Here is a 22273-nt window from a genome sequence, read left to right on the forward strand (position 1 = left end):
TAGCTCATTGCACGATCCAGTCTGAAACTTGTTCTAGATTAGCGTGAGCGGTTACGCTCCGGCGAACACGCAGTGAGAAGGGGGCCGAGTGTGACCGCTGAGGCCATAGAGACGGGCCCCCGCACGGGCAGTGACACGTCGGCCGCCACCGCCGACGGGCGACCGTTGCGTATCGCACTCCTCACCTACAAGGGCAACCCCTTCTGCGGCGGCCAGGGTGTGTACGTACGCCACCTCGGCCGCGAGCTCGCCCGCCTCGGTCACAGCGTCGAGGTGATCGGCGCCCAGCCCTATCCCGTACTCGACGAGGGCGTCCCGCTCACCGAGCTGCCGAGCCTGGACCTGTACCGCCAGCCCGACCCGTTCCGCACCCCGAAGCGCGGCGAGTACCGGGACTGGATCGACGCCGCCGAGGTCGCCACCATGTGGACCGGCGGCTTCCCGGAACCGCTCACCTTCAGCCTCCGCGCCCGCCGCCATCTCGCCGCCCGTCGCGGCGAGTTCGACGTCATCCACGACAACCAGACCCTCGGGTACGGACTGTTGGCGGACCTCGGTGCCCCGCTCGTCACCACCATCCACCACCCCATCACCGTCGACCGGCAGCTGGAGCTGGACGCCGCCGACAGCCGTCTCCGCCGCGCCTCCGTGCGCCGCTGGTACGCCTTCACCCGCATGCAGAAGCGGGTCGCGCGCCGGCTGCCGTCGGTGCTCACCGTCTCCGGCTCCTCCAAGCAGGAGATCGTCGACCATCTCGGGGTGCGGCAGGACCGGATCCATGTCGTGCACATCGGCGCGGACACCGACCTGTGGTCGCCCGACCCGTCGGTCGCCGAGGTGCCCGGCCGGATCGTCACCACCTCCAGCGCCGACGTCCCGCTGAAGGGCCTCGTCCACCTCGTCGAGGCGCTCGCCAAACTCCGTACCGAGAACCCGCAGGCGCACCTCGTGGTCGTCGGCAAGCGGGCCGAGGACGGACCCGTCGCGCAGGCCATAGAGCGGTACGGACTCCAGGACGCCGTCCGGTTCGTCAAGGGCATCAGCGACGCCGAACTCGTCGACCTGGTGCGCAGCGCCGAGGTCGCCTGTGTCCCCTCGCTGTACGAAGGGTTCTCGCTGCCCGCCGCCGAGGCCATGGCCACCGGCACCCCGCTCGTCGCGACCACCGGCGGGGCGATCCCCGAGGTCGCGGGTCCGGACGGCGAGACCTGTCTGGCCGTGCAGCCCGCCGACGCCGGGGCCCTGGCCGCCGCGCTCGCCCGGCTGCTCGGCGACCCGGAGCTGCGGGCCCGGCTCGGCACCGCGGGCCGCGCCCGGGTGCTGGCCCGGTTCACCTGGAAGCAGGCGGCCATCGGCACCGCGGAGCTCTACCGGCAGGCGATCGCCGCCCGCGCCGCCACCACGCAATCCGGCGGCCGACGGTGACCCCGCTGTCCGCCCCCGCTGTCCCCGCCCCCTGAACCCCCTCGACCGCGAAAGCAGGCACTTGTGCTGACCGTGGACTTCACCCGCTTCCCGCTCGCCGCAGGCGACCGAGTGCTCGACCTGGGCTGCGGCGCCGGACGCCACGCCTTCGAGTGCTACCGGCGCGGCGCCCAGGTCGTGGCACTCGACCGGAACGGCGAGGAGATCCGCGAGGTCGCGAAGTGGTTCGCGGCGATGAAGGAGGCCGGGGAGGCCCCCGTGGGCGCCACCGCCACCGCGATGGAGGGCGACGCGCTCAACCTGCCGTTCCCCGACGAGTCCTTCGACGTCGTCATCATCTCCGAGGTGATGGAGCACATCCCCGACGACAAGGGCGTGCTCGCCGAGATGGTCCGGGTCCTCAAGCCGGGCGGCCGGATCGCGATCACCGTGCCGCGGTACGGCCCCGAGAAGGTCTGCTGGACGCTCTCCGACGCGTACCACGAGGTCGAGGGCGGCCACATCCGCATCTACCGGGCCGACGAACTCCTCGGCAAGATCCGCGGTGCCGGCCTCAAGCCGTACGGCACCCACCACGCGCACGCGCTGCACTCCCCGTACTGGTGGCTCAAGTGCGCATTCGGAGTCGACAATGACAAGGCGTTGCCGGTCCGCGCGTACCACAAGCTGCTGGTCTGGGACATCATGAAGAAGCCCGCCGTCACCCGGGTCGCCGAGCAACTGCTCAACCCGGTCGTCGGCAAGAGCTTCGTCGCGTACGCCACCAAGCCACACCTGCCCAAGGCCGCTGCCGCTGCCGCGAATGACCTTTCGAAGGCTGAGGCGTGACCACTCCCGAGCAGACCGAACACCTCGTGCTGCCCGGAGTGCTCACCGCTGAGCAGGCGACGGAGACCGTCGCCGCGCTGCTCGCCGTGCAGCGCGAGGACGGCGCGCTGCCCTGGTTCCGAGGCCACCACCTCGATCCGTGGGACCACACCGAGGCCGCCATGGCCCTCGACGCCGCGGGCGAGCACGCCGCCGCGGAACGCGCGTACGACTGGCTGGCCCGGCACCAGAACAAGGACGGCTCCTGGTACGCCGCCTACCACGACGGCGACCCGGACCGGCCGACCGACCGGAGCCAGGAGTCCAACTTCTGCGCGTACGTGGCCGTCGGCGTCTGGCACCACTACCTCGCCACCGGCGACGACGGGTTCATCGACCGGATGTGGCCGACCGTGTACGCGGCCGTCGAATTCGTCCTGCGGCTCCAGCAGCCCGGCGGCCAGATCGGCTGGAAGCGCGAACCCGACGGCACCCCCGTCGACGAAGCCCTGCTGACCGGCAGCTCCTCCATCCACCAGGCACTGCGCTGCGCACTCGCCATCGCCGAGCAGCGGGAAGAGCCGCAGCCGGACTGGGAGCTGGCGACCGGCGCGCTCGCGCACGCGATCCGCAGCCACCCCGAACGCTTCCTCGACAAGAGCCGCTACTCGATGGACTGGTACTACCCGGTCCTCGGCGGCGCGCTCACCGGAGCGGCCGCCAAGGAGCGGATAGAGGAAGCCTGGGACCGCTTCGTCGTCCCCGGCCTGGGGGTGCGCTGCGTGCTGCCCAACCCCTGGGTGACGGGCGGCGAAAGCTGTGAACTCGCCCTGGCTCTCTGGGTGATGGGGGAGTCCGACCGGGCGTTGGAGATCCTCCAGTCCATCCAGCATCTGCGCGCCGAGGGCGGCATGTACTGGACGGGGTACGTCTTCGAGGGCAACCGGGCGTTCTGGCCGGAGGAGCTCACGACCTGGACCGCCGGATCGCTGCTGCTCGCCGTGGCCGCCCTGGGGGGCGACGAGGCGACCATCGCGGTCTTCGGCGGCGAACGGCTGCCGACGGGCCTGGAGCCGGACTGCTGCGCCCCCTAGGGGCCCAGCGGCCGGGCCGGGAGCTTACGGACGGCGGATTCGGCCCGCCACCGCATGTCCGATGAAGAGATAGACGATGGCGGCGAGGCCGTATCCGGAGACCACCCGCGCCCAGGCCTCGTCGAACGTGAACAGGTCGTACGACCAGCCGGCCAGCCAGCGGGCGGCGTTCTTGACGAAGGCCACGAGGTCGTTGCCCCGGTTCGCGTCCAGCAGGTACATCAGGATCCACAAGCCGATGATGAAGGCCATGACATCGGCCACCACGGCTATGACACGTGCGGCGGTGCTGCTTCTCGTGCCTATTCCAGGAGACATGGATATCGAGTTGCCGTTTTCCGCGGGCCGAAACCCGGTCGGCACCTCTTGAGTGGCGCGGCACCCGGACCCGGGCGAGCCTGGCAGGGCGTGCCGCACTGCGGTACCCGCCGTAGAACTCACCGTTGATGTGCCCCGTCAGGGAGGCCCGCTGTGCCCAGTTCCGTACCGCTCCGCCGTCTGTTCGTGGCGTTGCTGTTGTCCTGCACCGTAATGGTGAGCGCCACGGCGTGCGGCAACGACTCCGGCACCGGCGCGAGCGCCTCCGCGTCACCGAGCGGTACGGCGTCGGCGGAGAGGCAGAAGCTCGCCAAGACGCGGTTCGTCGCCAACGCCGGGCTCGCTGCGGGTGCGACCTACCAGTGGATCATCAAGCCGTACCGTGCGGGCAAGTTCAAGAAGGGCGCGGACGGACGGACGTTCGCACTGGTCAAGGCCGGGCTCGCGGGCGGCTTCGCCTACAACCGGCTCAAGGCGGCAGCGGAGAACGCCAAGGGCGACCCGCTGCTGTCGAAGGCGGTCGCACCGCTGACGGCGGGCATCGAGTCGCTCAAGGGACTCGGCACCAAGCTCCGCAACGGCCAGGCGGGCGCGGGGGACGTCGGCGCCTTCGAAGACGTCATCACCAACATCAAGGACGCCGGCAAGAGTGCGGGCGCCGAGGTGAAGGACCAGGTGCCGTCCACCTCCCAGCTCGGCGGATAACCGCATGGGGGAGGCGTCAGACGAGCAATAGGGTGCCGTCATGACGCTTCTGGCACACGACCACTACTGCGAAGAGATCCTCCGTCAGACCGACGGACTGAGAGCCGTGATCGACGGCGCGGACCTCGACGCGAAGGTTCCGACCTGCCCCGAATGGACGCTGCGCGACCTCGCCGTCCACGTCGGCGGCGCCCACCGCTGGGTCAACGAGATCGTCCGTACCCGGGCGGCCGAGGCGGTCCCGGACGAGCGGGTGCCGCAGTTCACGCCGGACGGTGACGACCCCGCGGTGCTCGACGCGTGGCTGGCCGACGGGGCCGCGAAGACCGTCGCCGCCCTGCGCGAGGCCGGTGCCGGGCAGCCGGTCTGGGCCTGGGCATGGGACCGGAGCGCCGGATTCTGGGCGCGGCGCATGGCCCACGAGACGGTCGTCCACCGCGCGGATGCGGCCGTCACGGTGAACGCCGACTACGAAGTGGCGCCCGAGCTGGCGGCCGACACGATCGACGAATGGCTGGAGATCGTCGCCTTCGCGCAGTCCGAGGGGGACAGAGAGGCCGTGGAGCTCCGAGGGGCCGGAAGGTCCCTTCATCTGCATGCCACGGACACGCCCGGGGCGGAGTGGCTGATCGAGTTCGGCGACGACGGATTCACCTGGCGGCGGGCGCACGAGAAGGCGACGGTCGCGGTGCGCGGGCCGCTGACCGATCTGATGCTGGTGTTCAACCGGCGCCAGGGCGTGGACAGCGGGCGCGTCGAGGTGCTGGGGGAGCGGGAGCTGCTGGACTTCTGGCTGCAGCGGGCGAGGTTCGCATGATGCCGGCACTCAGGCGTTGTTGAGATCTGCCAGTACGCGCAGCGTGTGGGGGTCCGGTGCCGTGACCAGCAGGTCGGTCACCGGGCCCTTGCGCCACAACTCCAGCCGTTCCGCGATCCGTTCACGCGGTCCGACGAGCGAGATCTCGTCGGCGAACGCGTCCGGCACGGCCAGCACCGCCTCCTCCTTGCGGCCCTCCAGGAACAGCCGCTGGATCCGCCGCGCCTCCTCCTCGAAGCCCATCCGGGCCATCAGGTCGGCATGGAAGTTGCGGGCGGCATGCCCCATCCCCCCGATGTAGAAGCCGAGCATCGCCTTCACCGGCAGCAGCCCCTCCGCGACATCGTCACAGACGTGCGCGCGGGCCATCGGCGCGATCATGAAGCCGTCGGGGAGACCGGCCAGCGAAGCCTCGTACACGTCGGTGCGCAGCGGCGACCAGTACAGCGGCAGCCAGCCGTCCGCGATCCGTGTCGTCTGCGCGATGTTCTTCGGCCCCTCCGCGCCCAGCAGCACGGGCAGCCCGGCTCGCAGCGGGTGGGTGATCGGCTTCAGCGGTTTGCCGAGGCCGGTCGCGTCCGGACCGGTGTACGGGTGCGAGTGGAAGCGCCCGGCCAGCTCAACAGGGGCCTCACGCCTGAGCACTTGACGGATGACCTCGACGTACTCGCGGGTGGCGGTCAGCGGACTCTTCGGGAACGGGCGCCCGTACCAGCCCTCCACCACCTGCGGCCCGGAGAGCCCGAGCCCGAGCATCATCCGGCCGCCGGAGAGATGGTCGAGGGTCAGCGCGTGCATGGCGGTCGCGGTCGGGGTGCGCGCCGCCATCTGCGCGATGCCGGTGCCCAGCCGGATACGGGAGGTGTGGGCGGCGATCCAGGTCAGTGGAGTGAAGGCGTCGGAGCCCCAGGCCTCCGCCGTCCACACCGAGCCGTAGCCCAGCCGCTCCGCCTCGCGGGCGAGCTCCAGATGGGCGGGGTTCGGGCCGCGGCCCCAGTAGCCGAGAGCGAGTCCGAGCCGCATAACGGTCCCTCCGACCATACGTGACGAGGCGTCAGATAAATCCGCACGGACGGAGGGTACGACAGCGGCCCCCCGCCCGGAAGGGGCGAGGGGCCGGCAGGAAGGGGCTGTGGTCAGCCGCGCTGGATGCCCGTGGTGTCCTGAAGCACACCGCGACGGCCGTCCTGGGTCTGGGCGATGAGGCCCGGGCCGCGCTGCTCCACCGCGAGGTACCAGGTGCCCGGAGCCAGTTCGGCGATCGGGCTCGGCGAACCGTCCTCGCCGTACAGCGGACGGGCCACCGGCACCGCGAACCAGAACGGCGTGAAGTCACCGGCCGGCGCCGAGCCGCCCTGCGGGGCCTGCTGAGCCTGCGACGCGTGCGCCATGGCGGGATCGGGCTGACCGGGCTGCGGCTGCGCACCGTACGGCTGCGGCTGGCCGGGCTGGGCGCCGTACGGCTGCTGCTGGGCGCCGGGGTAGCCGTAACCCTGGCCCGGCTGCGGCTGGGCGCCGTACGGCGGCTGCACGGCCTGCGGACGCGGAGCGCCCACCAGGGGAGCCTTGAGCGCCGGGACGAGCGGCGTCGCGACCGCACCGCCGGCGAGCACGATGGCCGCGAGCAGGCCGAGGATCAGGCCGGTACCCGCGTCGCCGGCGTCGATGGTCGTCCAGAAGGCCGTCCACAGCGCGAAGACACAGAAGGCGGCTCCGAATTGACCGAGGTCGAGGCCGACAACCTTGCGGCCCGGCATGGCTCGGCCCACAACCACCAGCGCCGCACCGATGATTCCGGCCAGGAAGACGCTCATGAGGACCCCGAGGGCGTCCCAGGCATTCGGGGTCTCGTAGCTGGAGCAGTTGAGGCCCGCAGGGCAATCGAAGCCGGAGAGGTCGAGGAAAGAGGCGATGAACAGCACCACCGCTGCGCCGATCACCACGCCATCGCCTCGAGTGAGGGAGCGGATATTCACGTGAAGGTCCTTAGTCGGTCGTCTCGTCGGGGCGGTCGTCGCTGCCGCCGGTACGGCGGGCACGGCGCGAAGCTCGGAGGCGGCTCCCCGCCGTACGGATGAATCTATCGTCTGCCCGGACGGGTTGCGTCCCGGCCCGGACGTTGGGCGGTCATCCCCGGAATACCACCGCACAACTACCGCACAACTCCCTCTGCTTTACCCCTTGAAGTAGGAGCTGATGCCGTCCGCAATGCCTTGTGCGGCCTTCTGGCGCCAACCCGCGCTGGTGAGCAGAACGGCGTCCTTCGGATCACGCATATTGCCGCACTCGATGAACACCTTGGGCACGGTCGACAAATTCAGCCCGCCCAGATCACCACGGGTGTCCAACCCCGTATTGCCGCCGACGTAATTGGAAGGTGCACTTCCGGTGGCGCGGACGAAGAGCCCCGCGATACGGGTGCCGAGATCGCGCGACGGATCCACGATCTTCGAGGTGTCAGCGGCTCCGCCGCGCACGAGCGCGGGAAGGATCACATGGAACCCCCGGTTGCCGACCGCGGAGCCGTCCGCGTGCACCGAGACGACCGCATCGGCCTCGGCGTTGTTGCCGATCCGGGCCCGCTCGTCGACGCACGGGCCGTACGGGCGGTCGTTGTCGTACGTCAGGATCACCTTCGCGCCCTGAGCCCGGAGCAGCGCACGCAGCCGGTGCGACACATCCAGCGTGAACTGGGCTTCCGCGTAGCCGGAGTTGGTGGACGTACCGGTGGTGTCGCACTCCTTGTGCGTGGTGCCGATGTCCACCTGGCGGCTGATCTCGCGGGTGTGCAGATGATTGTTCGGGTTGTGCCCGGGATCGATGACGACGGTCTTCCCGGACAGTGGCCCCGACGCCCGGCCGCCCGTGGACTTCGAGGGCGACGCGGACGGCGGCGATGCGGACGCCTTCCCCGGCGCCGGAACGCTCTTCGACGGCGAGAGCGACGGCGGCGCGGCGGAGGTGGCGCTGCCGCCCTGCCGGGGCCGGGCCTGAGCCCCGCCGCTGTCACCGCCCGCGCCGCAGCCCGCGGCACTCAGGCACACGGCGGCGAGCGCGGCGGCGACGAACAGGGGCCGGCGGTGCGGGGTGGGGGAAACGCTGTCGTCGTACGGCACCCGGCGATGCTATCGGGGCGGCTCAGATCCCCGTTCCCGTACGGCGCAGGACGCGCAGCGAGTCCGTGACCGACACCTCGGTGAACGCCCCGGACTCCAGCGCCCGCAGATACACCCGGTACGGGGCCTGGCCGCCGTGCGCGGGATCGGGGAACACGTCGTGGATCACGAGGAGCCCGCCCTCGGCGAGATGCGGCGCCCAGCCCTCGTAGTCGCCGTTCGCATGCTCGTCGGTGTGCCCGCCGTCGATGAAGACGAAGCCGAGCTTCCCGCCCCAGACGGCCGCGACCTGCGGGGACCGGCCGACGAGTGCCACGACATGGTCTTCGAGCCCGGCCGCGTGCAGGGTGCGGCGGAACGTCGGCAGTGTGTCCATCCGGCCGACCTCCGGGTCCACGACGGTCGGGTCGTGGTACTCCCAGCCGGGCTGCTGCTCCTCGCTGCCACGGTGATGGTCGACGGTGAGCGCCGTCACACCGGCCGCCCGGGCGGCATCGGCGAGCAGGATCGTGGACCGCCCGCAGTACGTCCCGACCTCCAGCAGCGGCAGACCGAGCGCGGCGGCGTCGGTGGCGGCCGCGTGGAGGGCGAGCCCCTCGACCACCGGCATGAACCCCTTGGCGGCCTGAAAGGCGGCGAGAATCTCGGGCTTGGGCTCGGCGGCCACGGGGTTCCTCCTGGCGGTACGGGGATCGAACGGCGCCCCATGGTGCCGTACGGCCTGGTCGGCGTTGTCGGCGGGGGTCAGCAGCGAGGCATGTCGGGGATGGCCTTCCCGGCGAGGTCGATCAGCGCCTGAACCTTCGGCAGATCGGCCGCGACTTCCTCCGCCGTCACAGCCGGTGCTTCGGTGGAGCGGTACTCGACTTCGTTGCGGCGAGCGGGTTGCCTCCGCGTCGCTCAACCGCTCAGGACGGCACCGCGGTTCGACGCTCCGGTGCGCTGACCGTCAGTACGAGGTCGACCTCGGCCGGCAGGCCGTTCGCCGGGTACGTCGCCGGGCAGGCGCGCGGCGCGTATCCGGTGGCGGAACCGGCCAGGACGAAGGTGCCGGTGGACGGGGCGGCCAGGGTGTACCGGCCGGCTTCGTCCGTCACGGTGAGCCCCGCCTGCCGCCCCATCCGGTCGATCAGCGTGACGTTGGCGTGGGCCACCGGCGTACCGTCCGCATCCAGCACCCTGCCCCGGAAGCCGTCCGGTCCGGCGACGGGACGCGAGGCCTCCCCGGCGGACGCCGCCGCGTCCGTGTTGCCGGCCAGCAGCACCGGCCGCAGCGCGTCGCGCTGCGACGGCAGGAACGCGGCCAGCACCAGACCGATCAGCACCGCACCCGTCGCGATCATGAACGAGGTCCGGAATCCCTCCATCGAAGGCACCTGTACCGGACCCATACGCACCGAGGTGTTGGCCAGCACCATGCCGATCACGGCGCTCGACACCGACGTGCCGATCGACCGCATCAGGGTGTTCAGACCGTTGGCCGCGCCGGTCTCCGACGGATCGACGGCCCCGATGATCAGTGCGGGCAGCGAGGAGTACGCGAGCCCGATACCGGCCCCGAGCACCACCGCGATCATCACGGTCTGCCAGGCGGCACTCATCAGGCCGAGCCCTGCCCCGTAACCGATCGCGATGACCAGCATGCCGAGCATCAGTGACACCTTGGGGCCGCGGCGGGCCGACAGCCGGGCGTACAGCGGGGCGACGAACATCATGGTCAGACCCAGCGGCGCCACGCACAGCCCCGCCACGACCATCGACTGCCCGAGGCCGTACCCGGTCGACACGGGCAGCTGGAGCAGCTGCGGCAGGACGAGCGAGACCGCGTAGAACGCGACGCCGACCATCACCGAGGTGAGGTTGGTGAGCAGTACCTCGCGCCGGGCCGAGGTCCGCAGGTCGACCAGCGGCGCCGGGCTGCGCAGCTCGAAGAGCCCCCACAGCACCAGGATCAGCAGGGATGCGGCGATCAGTCCGAGTGTGGTGGCCGAGGTCCAGCCCCAGTCGCTGCCCTTGGTGATCGGCAGCAGCAGGCAGACCAGGCCGAGCGAGAGCCCGAGCGCACCGGGCAGATCGAACCGGCCGGGCGCACGCAGCGAGGTCTCCGGTACGGCGAGGACGGTCAGCGCCATCGACAGCACCCCGAGGCCGGCCGCGCCGAAGAACAGCGTGTGCCAGTCGGCGTGCTGGGCGACCAGCGCGGCGGCGGGCAGCGCGAGCCCGCCGCCCACCCCGATCGAGGAGCTCATCAGCGCCATCGCCGAGCCGAGCTTCTCGCGCGGCAGCTCGTCGCGCATGATGCCGATCCCCAGCGGGATGGCGCCCATGGCGAAGCCCTGGAGCGCGCGCCCCGCGATCATGACCACGAGTTGATCGGTGAAGGCGCAGATCAGCGAGCCGATCACCATGACGGCGAGGCTGGTGAGCAGCATCTTCCGCTTGCCGTAGAGGTCGCCGAGCCGGCCCATGATCGGTGTGGCGACGGCACCTGCGAGCAGGGTCGCGGTCAGCACCCAGGTGGCGTTGGACGGATCGGTGTGGAGAAGGGCGGGCAGGTCCTTGATGACGGGGACGAGCAGGGTCTGCATGACCGCGACGGTGATACCCGCGAAGGCGAGAACCGGGACGACACCGCCACCCGCACGGTGGGTCCGCGGATCGGGGAGCGGCTGCTCCCCGGCGTGCTGATCGTGCGTCGCTTGTGGCATGCGTGCGGCCTCCGGGCAGCGGAAGAAAGCGGGTGGAGGTGGAGTGCGGTCCGGCGGCGGGCAGCAGTGACCGCCAAGTACGTGCAGCTTGAACACTTCCGGATGTCCGCCGTATTCCTGTGAACGCCGGGCGAATGGGACGCGACGCGGTACCCGGCGGGAAGCGTACGGTCGTCCGACCTTCCATCGAATTGGAACGTGTTCTACTCTTGCGCCGTTCCAGTGGCCGCGACCGGCGAGGATCCGCACATGGGCATCGCAATCACCCAAGAACAGAGGGAGCTGGCGCAGTCCGTACGGGGGTGGCTGGCGCGTGCCGTGCCGCCGGAGAAGATCCGCAAGCTCCTCGACGCGAGCGCCCCTTCTGCGCCGGGCGTGCGCCCCTTCTACTGGGACGGTCTCGCGGAACAGGGTCTGCTCGCCCTCCATCTGCCCGAGGAGTACGGGGGAGGGGGCGGTGCACTCCTCGACCTCGCCGTGGTCCTGGAGGAGACGGGGCGGGCCGCGCTCCCCGGCCCCTACCTGGCGACCGCACTCGCCTCGGCGGTGCTCGGCGAGGCAGGCGTGAGTGACCTTGCACCCGTCCTTGCGGCCGGCACCCGCATCGGCGCCGTCGCCCTCGGCCCCGGCACCCTCACCGCCGTGGAGTGCGAGGGCGGCCATCTCCTCGACGGCGTCGCCCCGCCCGTGCTCTGCGGCGCAGACGCCGACCTGCTCATCCTCCCCGCCGCATCGGCCGGTGGCACCCGCTGGTTCGCCGTCGACTCCGCCGCCGAAGGGCTGACCGTACGCCCGCACCGCGGCGCCGACCCGACCCGCCCCACCGCCGAGGTCCGCGCCGGCGGTGTACTCGTCCCCGCGGCCCGTGCCGTGCGCATCGACTCCGGGACCGTCCGCGACCTCGCCGCCGTCCTGTTCGCCGCCGAGGCGTGCGGCACCGCTGCCTGGGCGCTGGACACCGCCGTCGCGTACGCCAAGGTCCGTGAACAGTTCGGCCGCCCCATCGGGCAGTTCCAGGGCATCAAACACCTCTGCGCCGACATGCTCGTACGCGTCGAGCAGGCCCGCGCGCTCGTGTGGGACGCCGCCCGCGCGGCGGACGAAGCCCCGGAGACACGCGCACTGGTCGCCGCCCTCGCCGCGGGCACCGCGCTCGACGCCGCCTACAGCTGTGCCAAGGACTGCATCCAGATCCTCGGCGGTATCGGCTTCACCTGGGAGCACGACGCCCACCTCCACCTGCGCCGGGCCCTGGTGGCGCGCCAGCTGCTCGGGGCCGGGGACGCCCATCGGCTGCGGGCCGCCCGGCTGGCCGAAGGCGGGGCGCGCCGCGAGCTCTCCCTGGAACTCCCCGCCGAGGCCGCCCGCCACCGCGCCGAGGCGCGCGAGACCATCGCCGCCGCCCGGGGCCTCGACCCGGAGGCGGCCCGCCGCGCCCTCGCCCCGACCGGCTACGCCGCCCCGCACCTGCCCGCCCCGTACGGCCTGGACGCCGGACCGGTGCATCAGCTGGCCGTGCAACAGGAGCTGGAGGAACAGGGCGTGAAGGTGAGCGGCCTCGGAATCGCCACCTGGGTGGTGCCGTCGCTCCTCGCACACGGGACACCGGAGCAGCAGGACCGCTATCTCCTGCCCACCCTGCGCGGCGAACTCCTGTGGTGCCAGCTGTTCTCCGAGCCCGGCGCCGGCTCCGACCTCGCCTCGCTCCGCACGAAGGCCGAGCGGACCGCCGACGGCTGGCGGATCAACGGCCAGAAGGTGTGGACGAGCGCCGCCCAATGGGCCGACCACGGCATCCTGCTCGCCAGGACCGACCCGGACGCCCCCAAGCACCAGGGGATCGGCTACTTCCTCGTCGACATGAAGAACACCGCCGGCATCGACATCCGCCCGCTGAAGGAGATCACCGGCGACTCCCTCTTCAACGAGGTGTACTTCGACGACGTCCTGCTGCCCGCCGACGCCGTCGTCGGCGACATCGACGAAGGCTGGCGGGTCGCCCGCAACACCCTCGGCAACGAACGCGTCCACATGGCCGACCAGATGACCTTCGAAACGGGCCTGGAAGCGCTGATCGCCTGCTCCGGCGAACTCGACGGCACGTACCGGGCACGGATCGGTGCGCTCGCCGCCGAGGCGCACGCGCTCGCCTGTATCGGGCTGCGGACCACCATGCAACAGGTCTCCGGCCTGGAGCCGGGCGCCGGGGCATCCATCCGCAAACTCGTCCAGACCACCCACCAGCAGAAGGTCGCCGAGCTCGCCCTGGAACTTCTGGGACCGGCCGGTGCGACCGACGAGGGCACCGGGGCGCGGGCCCTGCACAGCTTTCTGATGTCCCGCTGTCTGACCATCGCGGGCGGCACCACCCAGGTCCAGCTCAATGTCGTCGCCGAGCGCATCCTCGGCCTGCCCCGGGACCCGTGACACCCGGCCCGGTCCGCCGGCGCCGGGTCGGCATTGTCTGAGGGGTTGCCGTCTGCTGTCGGTCTGCTGAGCCGAGTGAGCCCTCGCCGGAGTATCCGGTGATCCGGCACCTGAACAACCTGGAGTCCGTCGCTCACCGGTCACGCAGCCTTCCGCCGACCGGTCGCCGCTGCCATTATCTGACGCATCGTCAGATGAGTCGGAACGTGGCAGCGGCCCGGGAGGAAGACCATGAAGGCGTACATCGTCGGTGTCGGAATGACGAAGTTCGAGAAGCCCGAGACGCGCGACTGGCAGTACTGGGACATGGCGAAGGAGGCCGGGAGCGCGGCGCTCGCCGACGCCGGGGTCCGCTACGAGCAGGTGCAGCAGGTCCCCGTCGGCTACTGCTTCCAGGCCTCCACGGCCGGCCAGCGCGCCGCGTACGAACTCGGACTGACCGGCGTACCCGTCTACAACGTCAACAACAACTGCGCGACCGGCTCCACCGCGCTGATGATGGCCCGCCAGTTCGTCGAGGGCGGCATCAGCGACTGCGTGCTCGCGCTCGGCTTCGAGAAGATGGCGCGCGGGGCGCTGGGCGGCGGCGGATCCGACGGCGGCGCCGCCGACTTCCGGACGTCGCCCGTTGCCCGGCACTACGGGATCATGGCCGCCGCCCACGGCTTCGAGATGTCCCCGCCCACCGCCCAGATCTTCGGCAACGCGGCCCGCGAACACATGGAGCGTTACGGGACGACCGAGGCGCAGCTCGCGGCGGTCGGCGCCAAGAACCACCGGCACTCGGTGAACAATCCGTACGCCCAGTTCCAGGACGCCTACACGGTCGACGAGATCCTCGCCGCCCGGACCGTCCACCGCCCGCTGACCAAGCTCCAGTGCTCGCCCACCTCCGACGGGGCGGCCGCCGCCGTCGTCGTATCGGAACGGTTCGTCGAGAGCCACGGGCTGGGCGACCGGGCGGTCGAGATCGTCGCCCAGGCCATGACGACCGACACCGGTGAGTCGTTCGCCTCCGGCACCTGCATCGACGCCGTCGGCCGGCCCATGTCCCGGGCCGCCGCCCAGCAGGTGTACGACACCTCGGGGCTCTCGGCCGCGGACCTCGACGTCATCGAGCTGCACGACTGCTTCTCCATCAACGAACTCCTGACCTACGAGGCGCTCGGCCTGTGCGGCGAGGGCGAGTCCGGCAAGCTCGTCGAGTCCGGGGCCACCACCTACGGCGGCCGCTGGGTCGTCAACCCGTCCGGCGGGCTGATCTCCAAGGGCCACCCGCTCGGCGCCACCGGTATCGCCCAAGCCGCCGAACTCACCTGGCAGCTGCGCGGCGAGGCGGGCCCCCGGCAGGTGCCCGATGCCCGGGTCGGACTCGCCCACAACATCGGGCTCGGCGGCGCGGCGGTGGTCACGCTGCTCCGTCGCTAGTCGGAGGCGGGGCCCGACCATATACCGATGTACGGGGCGCAGAGTGCCTGCGAGTATGACGCCCATGGCAGACGTCACGACCCCCGCGCATGTGCAGAACCGGCGAACAAACCGCACCTGGGCGGTGGTGCTCGCCGCCTGCGTCGGCCAGTTCCTCGTCGTCCTCGATGTGTCGGTCGTCAATGTGGCGCTGCCGTCCATGCGGTCCGACCTGGGGCTGAGCGCCGCGCAGCTGCAGTGGGTGCTCAACGCCTACGCGATCGCGTTCGCCGGCTTCATGCTGCTCGGCGGGCGGGCCGCAGATCTGTACGGCCGCAAGCGGATGTTCCTGGTCGGACTCGGTCTGTTCACCGCCGCCTCGCTGGCCGGCGGATTCGCGCAGGAGGGCTGGCAGCTGCTGGCCGCCCGCGCGGCGCAAGGGCTCGGCGCCGCCGTACTGTCCCCCGCGACCCTCACCATCCTCACCGCCGCCGTCCCCGAAGGCCATGCCAGGACCAGGGCGATCGGCACCTGGATGGCCGTCGGCGCGGGCGGCGGCGCGGCGGGCGGGATGGTCGGCGGGGTGCTCACCGACGTCCTCAACTGGCGCTGGGTCCTGCTGATCAACGTGCCGTTCGGCGTGCTCGTCCTGATCGGCGGCGCCGCCTGGCTCGCCGAGAGCCGGGCGCGCGAGCGGCACCGTATCGACCTGCTGGGCGCGGTGCTCGTCACGGCGGGCCTGGCCGCCGTCGCCTACGGCATCGTGCAGACCGAGCAGGAGGGCTGGGCCGCACCGGCCACCCTGGTGCCGCTGCTCGGCGGACTCGCGCTGCTCGCGCTCTTCGTCCTGGTGGAGGCCCGGACGGCGGCGCCGCTGATGCCGCTGCGGGTGCTGGGCACGCGGGCGGTGGCGGCGGCGAACGTGGCGATGATCGTGATGGGGTCCGCCACCTTCTCGATGTGGTACTTCATGACCGTGTACGCACAGTCGGTGCTGGGCTATACGCCGATGCAGGCCGGATTCGCGCTGCTGCCCACCTCGTTGGCGGTCGTCCTCGGCTCGACGTTCGCGCCGCGGATGATGGCACGGGTCGGTGCGAAGAATCTTGTCCTGATCGGTCTGGCGGTCACCGCCGCGGGCTTCGGATGGCAGTCCACGATGGGCGCCGACGGCTCGTACGTCACGTCGATCTGCGGACCGGGCATCCTGATGATGGCGGGTGCGGGATTCGCGTCGACCCCGCTCGCCTCCCTCGCCACCTCGGGCGCGGCGCCCGGGGATGCCGGGCTGGTCTCCGGGCTGGTCAACACCTCGCGGACGATGGGCGGTGCGCTGGGTCTCGCCGTGCTCTCCACCGTCGCGGCGGCGCGCACCGGGGGCGGAACCGGGGCGGAGGACCTCACCGCCGGTTTCGCGCTGGCGTTCCGCACGGCGGGCTCGGTGCTGCTCGGCGGGCTGCTGCTGATGACACTGTGGCTACCGCGTCACCGCTCGCCGCGCTCCGGTACCCCGAGCCCGTCGGGCACTTCGAGCCCGTCCCGTACGTCGAGCCCGTCCGGGACGCCGAGCGCGTCGGGCATGTCGAGGTCGTCCGGCGACTGAGGACGAGGCGGCCGCCGGCCGCTTCCCGGAGCCGACCGCCTACAACCACCCCTGCTGCCGCGCCGCCCGCACCGCCTCCATGCGATTACGGGTCCCCGTCTTCCCGATCGCGGACGACAGATAGTTGCGCACCGTCGACTCCGACAGATGCAGCTTGGCCGCGATGTCCGCGACCGTCGCCCCGTCCACCGACGCGTTCAGCGCGTCCCGTTCACGCGCGGTGAGCGGGCTGGGCCCCGCGCTCAGGGCGGCAGCGGCGAGGGCGGGGTCGATGACGGTCTCGCCGGTCAGCACCCGGCGGATCGCCGCGGCGAGCTCCTCCACCGGGCCGTCCTTGACCAGAAAGCCTGCGGCCCCGGCCTCCATCGCGCGGCGCAGATAGCCGGGCCGGCCGAAGGTGGTGAGGATCAGCACCCGGCAGTCCGGCACCTCCTCGCGCAGATCGGCGGCGGCGTCCAGTCCGCTGCGGCCCGGGAGTTCGATGTCGAGGAGTGCCACATCGGGACGGGACATCAGCGCGGCGTCCACGATCTTGTCCCCGGCGGCCACCTGGGCCACCACCTCGATGTCCGGTTCCAGACCCAGCAGCAGGGCGAGCGCGCCGCGCATCATGCCCTGATCCTCGGCGAGCAGCACACGTACGGCCTTGGTCGGCCGGTGATTCTGGGGCATCTCGTTCACCGGCCCAGCGTATGGGGTGGGACCGAGCCGTCGGCGCTATCCATCCCGTCCGCGGCGTCCGTCGCGTCCACCGGCAGTTCCGCCGTGACCCCGAAGCCACCGTCCGGACCGGAGCCCGCCGTGAGCGAGCCGCCGGCCGCCGCGAGGCGTTCGGTGAGGCCCTTCAAGCCGGTGCCGCCGATGCCCGGAGCAGGCGGCTCGGCGCCCTGCCCGCGGCCGTCGTCGGTGACGGTCAGCCGGACCCGCTCGGCCGTGCCGTCGACCGTGAACGAGCAGGTGGTCGCATCGCTGTGGCGTACGACGTTGGTCACCGCCTCCCGCACCACCCAGCCCAGCAGCGCCTCCGTCTGCGGGGCGAGCGGCGGTCCCGATCGGCGGACCACCGGTTCGATCCCGGCGGCGGTCAGCGCGGACCTCGCCCGGTCGAGTTCGGTGGCCAGACTTCCCTCGCGGTAGCCGGTGACGGCCTCCCGGATCTCGGTGAGGGCCTGGCGGCCGACGGACTCGATGTCGGCGACCTGGAGCAGTGCCGCGTCCATGTCGCGCGGGGCCAGCCGGCGCGCGGCCTCCGACTTGACGACGATCACGGAGAGCGTGTGCCCCAGCAGGTCGTGCAGATCGCGGGAGAACCGGAGCCGCTCCTTCTCCACGGCGGTCCTGGCCAGTTCCTGCCGGGTGGCCCGCAGTTCCATCACGGTCTCCGACAGGGTGAGGATCGCGGCGGTCACGGCGCCCGAGATGAAGGTGCCGTATCCGATGGTCCACGGGTCCGCGACGTTGTCCCCGCGCCGGACGGCGACGAGGCCGGCGACGACCGCGAGCCCGAGCAGGCCGAGCACCAGCTGCCGGTGACGCAGGACGGTGCCGCAGGCCAACGAGAGCAGCGGGAAGAACAGCAGCCAGCTGCCGCCGTAGCCGATCGCCAGCCCGAACGTGACCACGGCCATCACGGCGAGCGTCACGTACGTCACGGGGCTCTCACGCGATTTCTTGTGGAATCCCCGGAACACCACGGAGATGTAGAGGGAGTTGAAGACGAACAGCCCGATACCGCCGATCCAGGGGTTCGGCGTCTTCCCCTGGAAGAGGTTGGAGAAGGCGCCGAGCCCTATCAGCAGCCAGGGCAGCAGGGCGTACGGGCCGGGCGGCCCGAGGCGCCCTTCCTCCCGGTACCGCCTGCGCCGTTCCCTGCGTGATTCCGATCCGTCCCGGCTCATGCCCGTTCCGCTCATGCCGTCCTCGCGGACCGACGGTACGAGACGACGGCGTACGCACCGAACAGCAGGAGCCATCCGGCGAGCACGGCGATCGTCCCCGCGGACGGCGCGTGGCCGCCGGTGGCCGCCCAGCCCAGGTCGGCGAACCGGTGGGCGGGGGTGTACGCGCCGATGCTGCGCACCCACGACGGGAACAGGGAGAGCGGGAACCACAACCCGCCGACGATCGCGAAGCCCATCAGGGCGGCCACGTTGACCACCCCGGTGGCCTGCGGGGTGAGCCGGTAGCCGTTGCCGATGCCGAGCAGGGTGAACGGCAGTGCGCCGATCCACAGCAGCAGCGTCAAGGAGATCCACTGCCCGGCCTCCAGCCGTACGCCGTTGACCAGCGCCCCGGCGAGCAGCACCGCCAGGACGGTGGGCAGCACGGTCACCGAGCCGCTGATCGCGCGCCCCGCGACCACCCGGGACGGATCGAGCGGGGTGATCCGGAGCTGCTGGAGCCAGCCGAGGGACTTGTCGGACGCGACGCCCGTACCGATGGACATGGCGGCACCCAGTGCCCCGTACGCCGCCATGCCGACCATGGACATGACCTTCCATTCGGCCGCGCCGTCGCCGTCGGCACCGAGGTTGGTGAAGAGCAGATACATCAGCACCGGCATCCCGATCCCGAAGATCATGAAGAATCCGTCGCGCAGGGTACGGCGGATCTCCAGGACGATGTAGGGCAGCATCAGACGATCTCCTTCTCCGAGAGGGTGGCAGGGGCGGTCAGAGCGAGGAACGCGTCCTCGAGGGTGGCCCGGGAGACCTGAAGGTTGCGGACCCGGCCGAGGCGGGCCAGCTCGATCACGGTGGCGTCCGAGTCGTCCGTACGCAGCAGCGCCCGGTCCCCGCGGACCTCGACGGCGACGACGCCGGGCAGCAGCTCCAGACCCTCCGTACCGCCGCCCGCCAGGTCGAACGAGACATGGTTGCCGCCGACCGACTCCTTGATCCGGTCGCCGCTGCCGTCGGCGACGATCCGGCCGTGGTCGATGACGACGATCCGGTCGGCGTTCTCGTCGGCCTCCTCCAGATAGTGCGTGGAGAAGAGAACCGTGTTGCCGCGCCGGGCGTAGGCCCGCATGGAGTCCCAGAACGCGCGCCGGGCCTCGACGTCCAGCGCGGCGGTCGGCTCGTCCAGGACGATCAGCTCCGGATTGCCGGCCAGCGCGACGGCGAACCGGACACGCTGGACCTGCCCGCCGGAGAGCTTGTCGACGCGCCGGTCCGCGTACGCGGTGACACCCGCCAGAGCCAGCGACTCGGGGACCGGCATCGGGCTCGGGTACGTGGAGGCGACGAAGGTGATCAGCTCGCGGACCGTCACCCGGGGGATGGGCCGCCCGTCCTGGAGCATGGCGCCGACCCGGCCGGCCCGTACCGCCTGCTCGGGGGTCCGGCCGAGCAGCCGCACACCGCCGGAGTCCGGTTCGTCGAGTCCGAGCAGGAGGCTGATGGTGGTGGACTTGCCCGCACCGTTGCGGCCGAGCAGGGCGACGGTCTCGCCGCGTTCGACGGTCAGGTCGATCCCGTCGACGGCGCGTACGGTCTGCTCCGCCCGGCCGAAGGTCTTGACTGCCCCGGTGAAGATCACCGCGGGCCCGCTCCCCGTTGTCTTTTCCATGCCCCCGACGCTACGGAACCGGGTGGCTGTCCCGGCAGAGGCGCATGTACGGACTCCGGGATGACAAATGTCATCGCCGGCCCGTCGTCACGCGTTGCCCCGTAAGGCATCTGACGGGATGTCAGCAGTCTTCACAACTACTGGGAGCTGCGTTATACATAGGGCCAACCGGCTAGAACGCGTTCTAGAAGGGGCGCTGCGGCCGGCCCCGCACGACCTCGGTGCGGCCGACGGTGCGGACGGCCGTGCCGAGGTCTTCCCACCATCAAGGAGCAGCTTCCCCATGCCCATTGATGCCGCAAAGGCGGTCGCGGCCGAACCCCGGACCGCCGAGATCTCCTGGGACCACAAGGACGTCCAGCTCTACCACCTGGGACTCGGTGCGGGCGCCCCCGCCACCGACCCCGCCGAACTGCGCTACACCCTCGAATCCCGGCTCCACGTACTGCCCAGCTTCGCCACCGTCGCGGGTGCGGGCACGGGCGTCGTCGGCGGACTGTCCTCGCCAGGGATCGACGTCGACCTGGCCGCCGTGCTCCACGGCGGCCAGACCGTACGGGTGCACCGGCCGATCCCGGCCGAGGGCAGGGCCGTCCAGACGTCGAAGGTCGCGGCGGTGTACGACAAGGGCAAGGCGGCCGTCCTCGTCCTGCGCACCGAGGCCGCCGACGACGAGGGGCCCTTGTGGACCAACGACGCCGAGATCTTCGTCCGCGGCGAGGGAGGCTTCGGCGGCGAACGCGGGCCGTCCGGGCGGCACGCCGACATGGCCGTCGCCCCGAACCACACGGTCGAACGGCCGGTCCGCGAGGACCAGGCGCTGCTCTACCGGCTCTCCGGGGACCGGAACCCGCTGCACGCCGACCCGGAGTTCGCCCGGAAGGCAGGCTTCGACCGGCCCATCCTGCACGGGCTGTGCACCTACGGCATGACGCTCAAGGCCGTGGCCGACACGCTGCTCGGCGGTGAAGTGGCCCGCATCCGCTCGTACCGCACCCGATTCGCCGGGGTGGTCTTCCCCGGCGAGACCCTCCGCATCCGGATGTGGACCGGGGACGGCCACGTCCGGGTCGCCGTGACCGCCGTCGAGCGGGACGAGGCACCGGTCCTGGCCGACACGCTCGTCGAACACTCCTGAATCACCCAAGGACCGACACACGCCACGACTTGAGGGGAGCCGCACCATGCGCGCAGCCGTACTGCACGAGATAGGTCAGGACAAACTGGAAGTCCTCGATGACGTCGAGGCGGTGGGCTTCGGCCCCGGCAAGGTCAAGCTCCGCGTCCGGGCCACCGGACTGTGCCACTCCGACGTCTCGGCGATGAGCGGCGTGCTGCCGCAGCCCGCCCCCTTCATCCCCGGCCACGAAGGTGCCGGCGAGGTCATCGACATCGGCGACGGTGTGACCGGGCTGAGCGCGGGGGACCGGGTGCTGGTCTGCTGGCTGCCTGCCTGCGGGACATGTCCCGCCTGCAGGCGCGGCCAGACGCAGCTCTGCCTGGCCGGCTTCATGAACGCGGGGACGCCCAACTTCAAGCGCCCCGGCGGCGATGTGTTCGGCTTCGCCGGGACCGGCACCTTCACCGAGGAGGTCGTCGTCGACGCGGGTTGCGCGGTGCCGATCCCCGACGACGTGCCGTTCGAGATCGCCGCGCTGATCGGCTGCGGAGTCACCACCGGACTCGGCGCCGCGATCAACACCGCGCAGGTGGAGGCCGGTTCGTCGGTCGCCGTGATCGGCTGCGGCGGCGTCGGCATCTCCACCATCCAGGGCGCCAGGGTGCAGGGCGCCGCCCAGATCGTCGCCGTCGACCCGGTCGGGTCCCGGCGCGAGGCGGCTCTGCGGTTCGGCGCGACCGAGGCGGTCGCACCGGACGGACTCGCCGACGCCAAGCAGCGGATCACCGCCGGTGAGGGCTTCGACTACGTCTTCGAGGTCGTCGGCAAGTCGGTCACGGCCCGCACTGCGTACGAGAACACCCGGCGCGGCGGCACGCTCTGCATCGTCGGTGCGGGCGCGATGGACGACAACTTCCAGGTGAACATGTTCGAGCTGTTCTTCGACGAGAAGCGGATCCTGCCCTCCATGTACGGCGGAGGGGACGTGCTCCGGTCGTACGAACGGGCCATCGCGCTCTGGCGGGCGGGCCGGATCGACCTTGAGTCGATGATCACCCACCGGGTGCAGCTCGCCGAGATCAATGACGCGCTCGACCAGATGAGGACCGGTGAGGCCCTCCGTACCTGCATCGAACTCTGACTGGCTGTCAGCTGC

Annotated in this window: 20 protein-coding genes; 10 read left to right on the plus strand and 10 right to left on the minus strand. The window is 71.4% G+C overall.

Translation table 11 applies throughout. The features are described from left to right. The first annotated feature begins 90 nt into the window (after positions 1-90). The 3 genes from OHA88_RS31400 to OHA88_RS31410 all read left to right on the plus strand — a co-directional run bounded on the left by OHA88_RS31400 (position 91) and on the right by OHA88_RS31410 (position 3326). Entirely contained in the window at positions 91-1425 is a 1335-nt protein-coding gene (locus OHA88_RS31400; protein WP_328627980.1) for a glycosyltransferase family 4 protein, read from the plus strand. Between the two features lie 63 nt (positions 1426-1488). Further along, entirely contained in the window at positions 1489-2253 is a 765-nt protein-coding gene (locus OHA88_RS31405) for a class I SAM-dependent methyltransferase (protein ID WP_328627981.1), read from the plus strand. Then, positions 2250-3326, plus strand: a complete 1077-nt coding sequence (locus OHA88_RS31410) for a prenyltransferase (protein ID WP_328627982.1) — start codon at positions 2250-2252, stop codon at positions 3324-3326. Before OHA88_RS31405 ends, OHA88_RS31410 begins: the two co-directional genes overlap by 4 nt. Positions 3327-3350: 24 nt before the next feature. Here OHA88_RS31410 and OHA88_RS31415 read toward each other — a convergent pair whose 3' ends face one another. Next, positions 3351-3644, minus strand: a complete 294-nt coding sequence (locus OHA88_RS31415) for a hypothetical protein (protein ID WP_030970483.1) — start codon at positions 3642-3644, stop codon at positions 3351-3353. Between the two features lie 153 nt (positions 3645-3797). Between OHA88_RS31415 and OHA88_RS31420 the strand changes: the two genes are divergently transcribed. Together OHA88_RS31420 and OHA88_RS31425 are read left to right on the plus strand one after the other, a co-directional pair. After that, entirely contained in the window at positions 3798-4349 is a 552-nt protein-coding gene (locus tag OHA88_RS31420; RefSeq protein WP_328627983.1) for a hypothetical protein, read from the plus strand. A 40-nt stretch (positions 4350-4389) separates the two neighbouring features. Next, the gene (locus tag OHA88_RS31425) at positions 4390-5166 is read left to right on the plus strand and encodes a maleylpyruvate isomerase family mycothiol-dependent enzyme (RefSeq protein WP_328627984.1); all 777 of its coding nucleotides are present in this window, start codon (positions 4390-4392) and stop codon (positions 5164-5166) included. Between the two features lie 9 nt (positions 5167-5175). Here the strand turns inward: OHA88_RS31425 and OHA88_RS31430 are convergent, their stop codons facing one another. From OHA88_RS31430 to OHA88_RS31450, 5 genes are all read right to left on the minus strand, one after another. Next, positions 5176-6189 (minus strand): LLM class F420-dependent oxidoreductase, encoded by a 1014-nt coding sequence (locus OHA88_RS31430; RefSeq protein WP_328627985.1) that lies wholly within the window; start codon positions 6187-6189, stop codon positions 5176-5178. Positions 6190-6302: 113 nt separating this feature from the next. Beyond that, complete coding sequence (locus OHA88_RS31435; protein WP_328627986.1) at positions 6303-7142, minus strand: DUF5336 domain-containing protein; 840 nt, start codon at positions 7140-7142, stop codon at positions 6303-6305. Between the two features lie 198 nt (positions 7143-7340). Continuing rightward, on the minus strand, positions 7341-8282 hold the full coding sequence (locus OHA88_RS31440) for an N-acetylmuramoyl-L-alanine amidase (protein WP_328627987.1): 942 nt from the start codon (positions 8280-8282) through the stop codon (positions 7341-7343). A gap of 22 nt (positions 8283-8304) precedes the next feature. Further along, positions 8305-8892: a class I SAM-dependent methyltransferase gene (locus tag OHA88_RS31445; protein WP_389726294.1), complete on the minus strand. Its 588-nt coding sequence runs from the start codon at positions 8890-8892 to the stop codon at positions 8305-8307. Positions 8893-9190: 298 nt separating this feature from the next. Continuing rightward, a complete protein-coding gene (locus tag OHA88_RS31450) occupies positions 9191-10990 on the minus strand; it encodes an MFS transporter (RefSeq protein WP_328627988.1) in 1800 nt (599 codons plus the stop codon). A 249-nt stretch (positions 10991-11239) separates the two neighbouring features. Between OHA88_RS31450 and OHA88_RS31455 the strand changes: the two genes are divergently transcribed. The 3 genes from OHA88_RS31455 (at position 11240) to OHA88_RS31465 (ending at position 16427) form a co-directional block, all read left to right on the plus strand. Further along, a complete protein-coding gene (locus OHA88_RS31455; protein WP_328627989.1) occupies positions 11240-13417 on the plus strand; it encodes an acyl-CoA dehydrogenase in 2178 nt (725 codons plus the stop codon). A 231-nt stretch (positions 13418-13648) separates the two neighbouring features. Next, positions 13649-14845: a lipid-transfer protein gene (locus tag OHA88_RS31460; RefSeq protein ID WP_328627990.1), complete on the plus strand. Its 1197-nt coding sequence runs from the start codon at positions 13649-13651 to the stop codon at positions 14843-14845. A 55-nt stretch (positions 14846-14900) separates the two neighbouring features. After that, positions 14901-16427 carry an MFS transporter gene (locus OHA88_RS31465; protein WP_328627991.1) on the plus strand — a complete coding sequence of 509 codons (1527 nt, stop codon included), beginning with the start codon at positions 14901-14903 and terminating at the stop codon, positions 16425-16427. 39 nt (positions 16428-16466) lie between these two features. On the opposite strand, the gene OHA88_RS31470 is transcribed toward OHA88_RS31465, so the two are convergent. Genes OHA88_RS31470 through OHA88_RS31485 form a run of 4 tightly spaced genes read right to left on the minus strand, consistent with a single transcriptional unit; the run spans position 16467 to position 19997 of the window. Beyond that, complete coding sequence (locus OHA88_RS31470) at positions 16467-17099, minus strand: response regulator transcription factor (RefSeq protein WP_267008115.1); 633 nt, start codon at positions 17097-17099, stop codon at positions 16467-16469. A gap of 5 nt (positions 17100-17104) precedes the next feature. Next, positions 17105-18325 (minus strand): sensor histidine kinase, encoded by a 1221-nt coding sequence (locus OHA88_RS31475; RefSeq protein ID WP_328629836.1) that lies wholly within the window; start codon positions 18323-18325, stop codon positions 17105-17107. A gap of 11 nt (positions 18326-18336) precedes the next feature. Then, entirely contained in the window at positions 18337-19062 is a 726-nt protein-coding gene (locus tag OHA88_RS31480) for an ABC transporter permease (protein ID WP_328627992.1), read from the minus strand. Further along, a complete protein-coding gene (locus OHA88_RS31485) occupies positions 19062-19997 on the minus strand; it encodes an ABC transporter ATP-binding protein (RefSeq protein WP_328627993.1) in 936 nt (311 codons plus the stop codon). The genes OHA88_RS31480 and OHA88_RS31485 overlap by 1 nt, the downstream gene beginning before the upstream one ends. Before the next feature lie 283 nt (positions 19998-20280). Here OHA88_RS31485 and OHA88_RS31490 point away from each other — a divergent pair, with 283 nt between their 5' ends. Together OHA88_RS31490 and OHA88_RS31495 are read left to right on the plus strand one after the other, a co-directional pair. After that, the gene (locus OHA88_RS31490; protein ID WP_327240344.1) at positions 20281-21135 is read left to right on the plus strand and encodes a MaoC/PaaZ C-terminal domain-containing protein; all 855 of its coding nucleotides are present in this window, start codon (positions 20281-20283) and stop codon (positions 21133-21135) included. Between the two features lie 46 nt (positions 21136-21181). Further along, positions 21182-22258, plus strand: coding sequence for a Zn-dependent alcohol dehydrogenase (locus OHA88_RS31495; protein WP_267005424.1), 1077 nt, complete (start codon positions 21182-21184; stop codon positions 22256-22258). Positions 22259-22273 lie beyond the last annotated feature (15 nt).

The organism is Streptomyces sp. NBC_00353, assembly GCF_036108815.1.
In the GTDB taxonomy this organism is placed as follows: Bacteria; Actinomycetota; Actinomycetes; order Streptomycetales; family Streptomycetaceae; genus Streptomyces.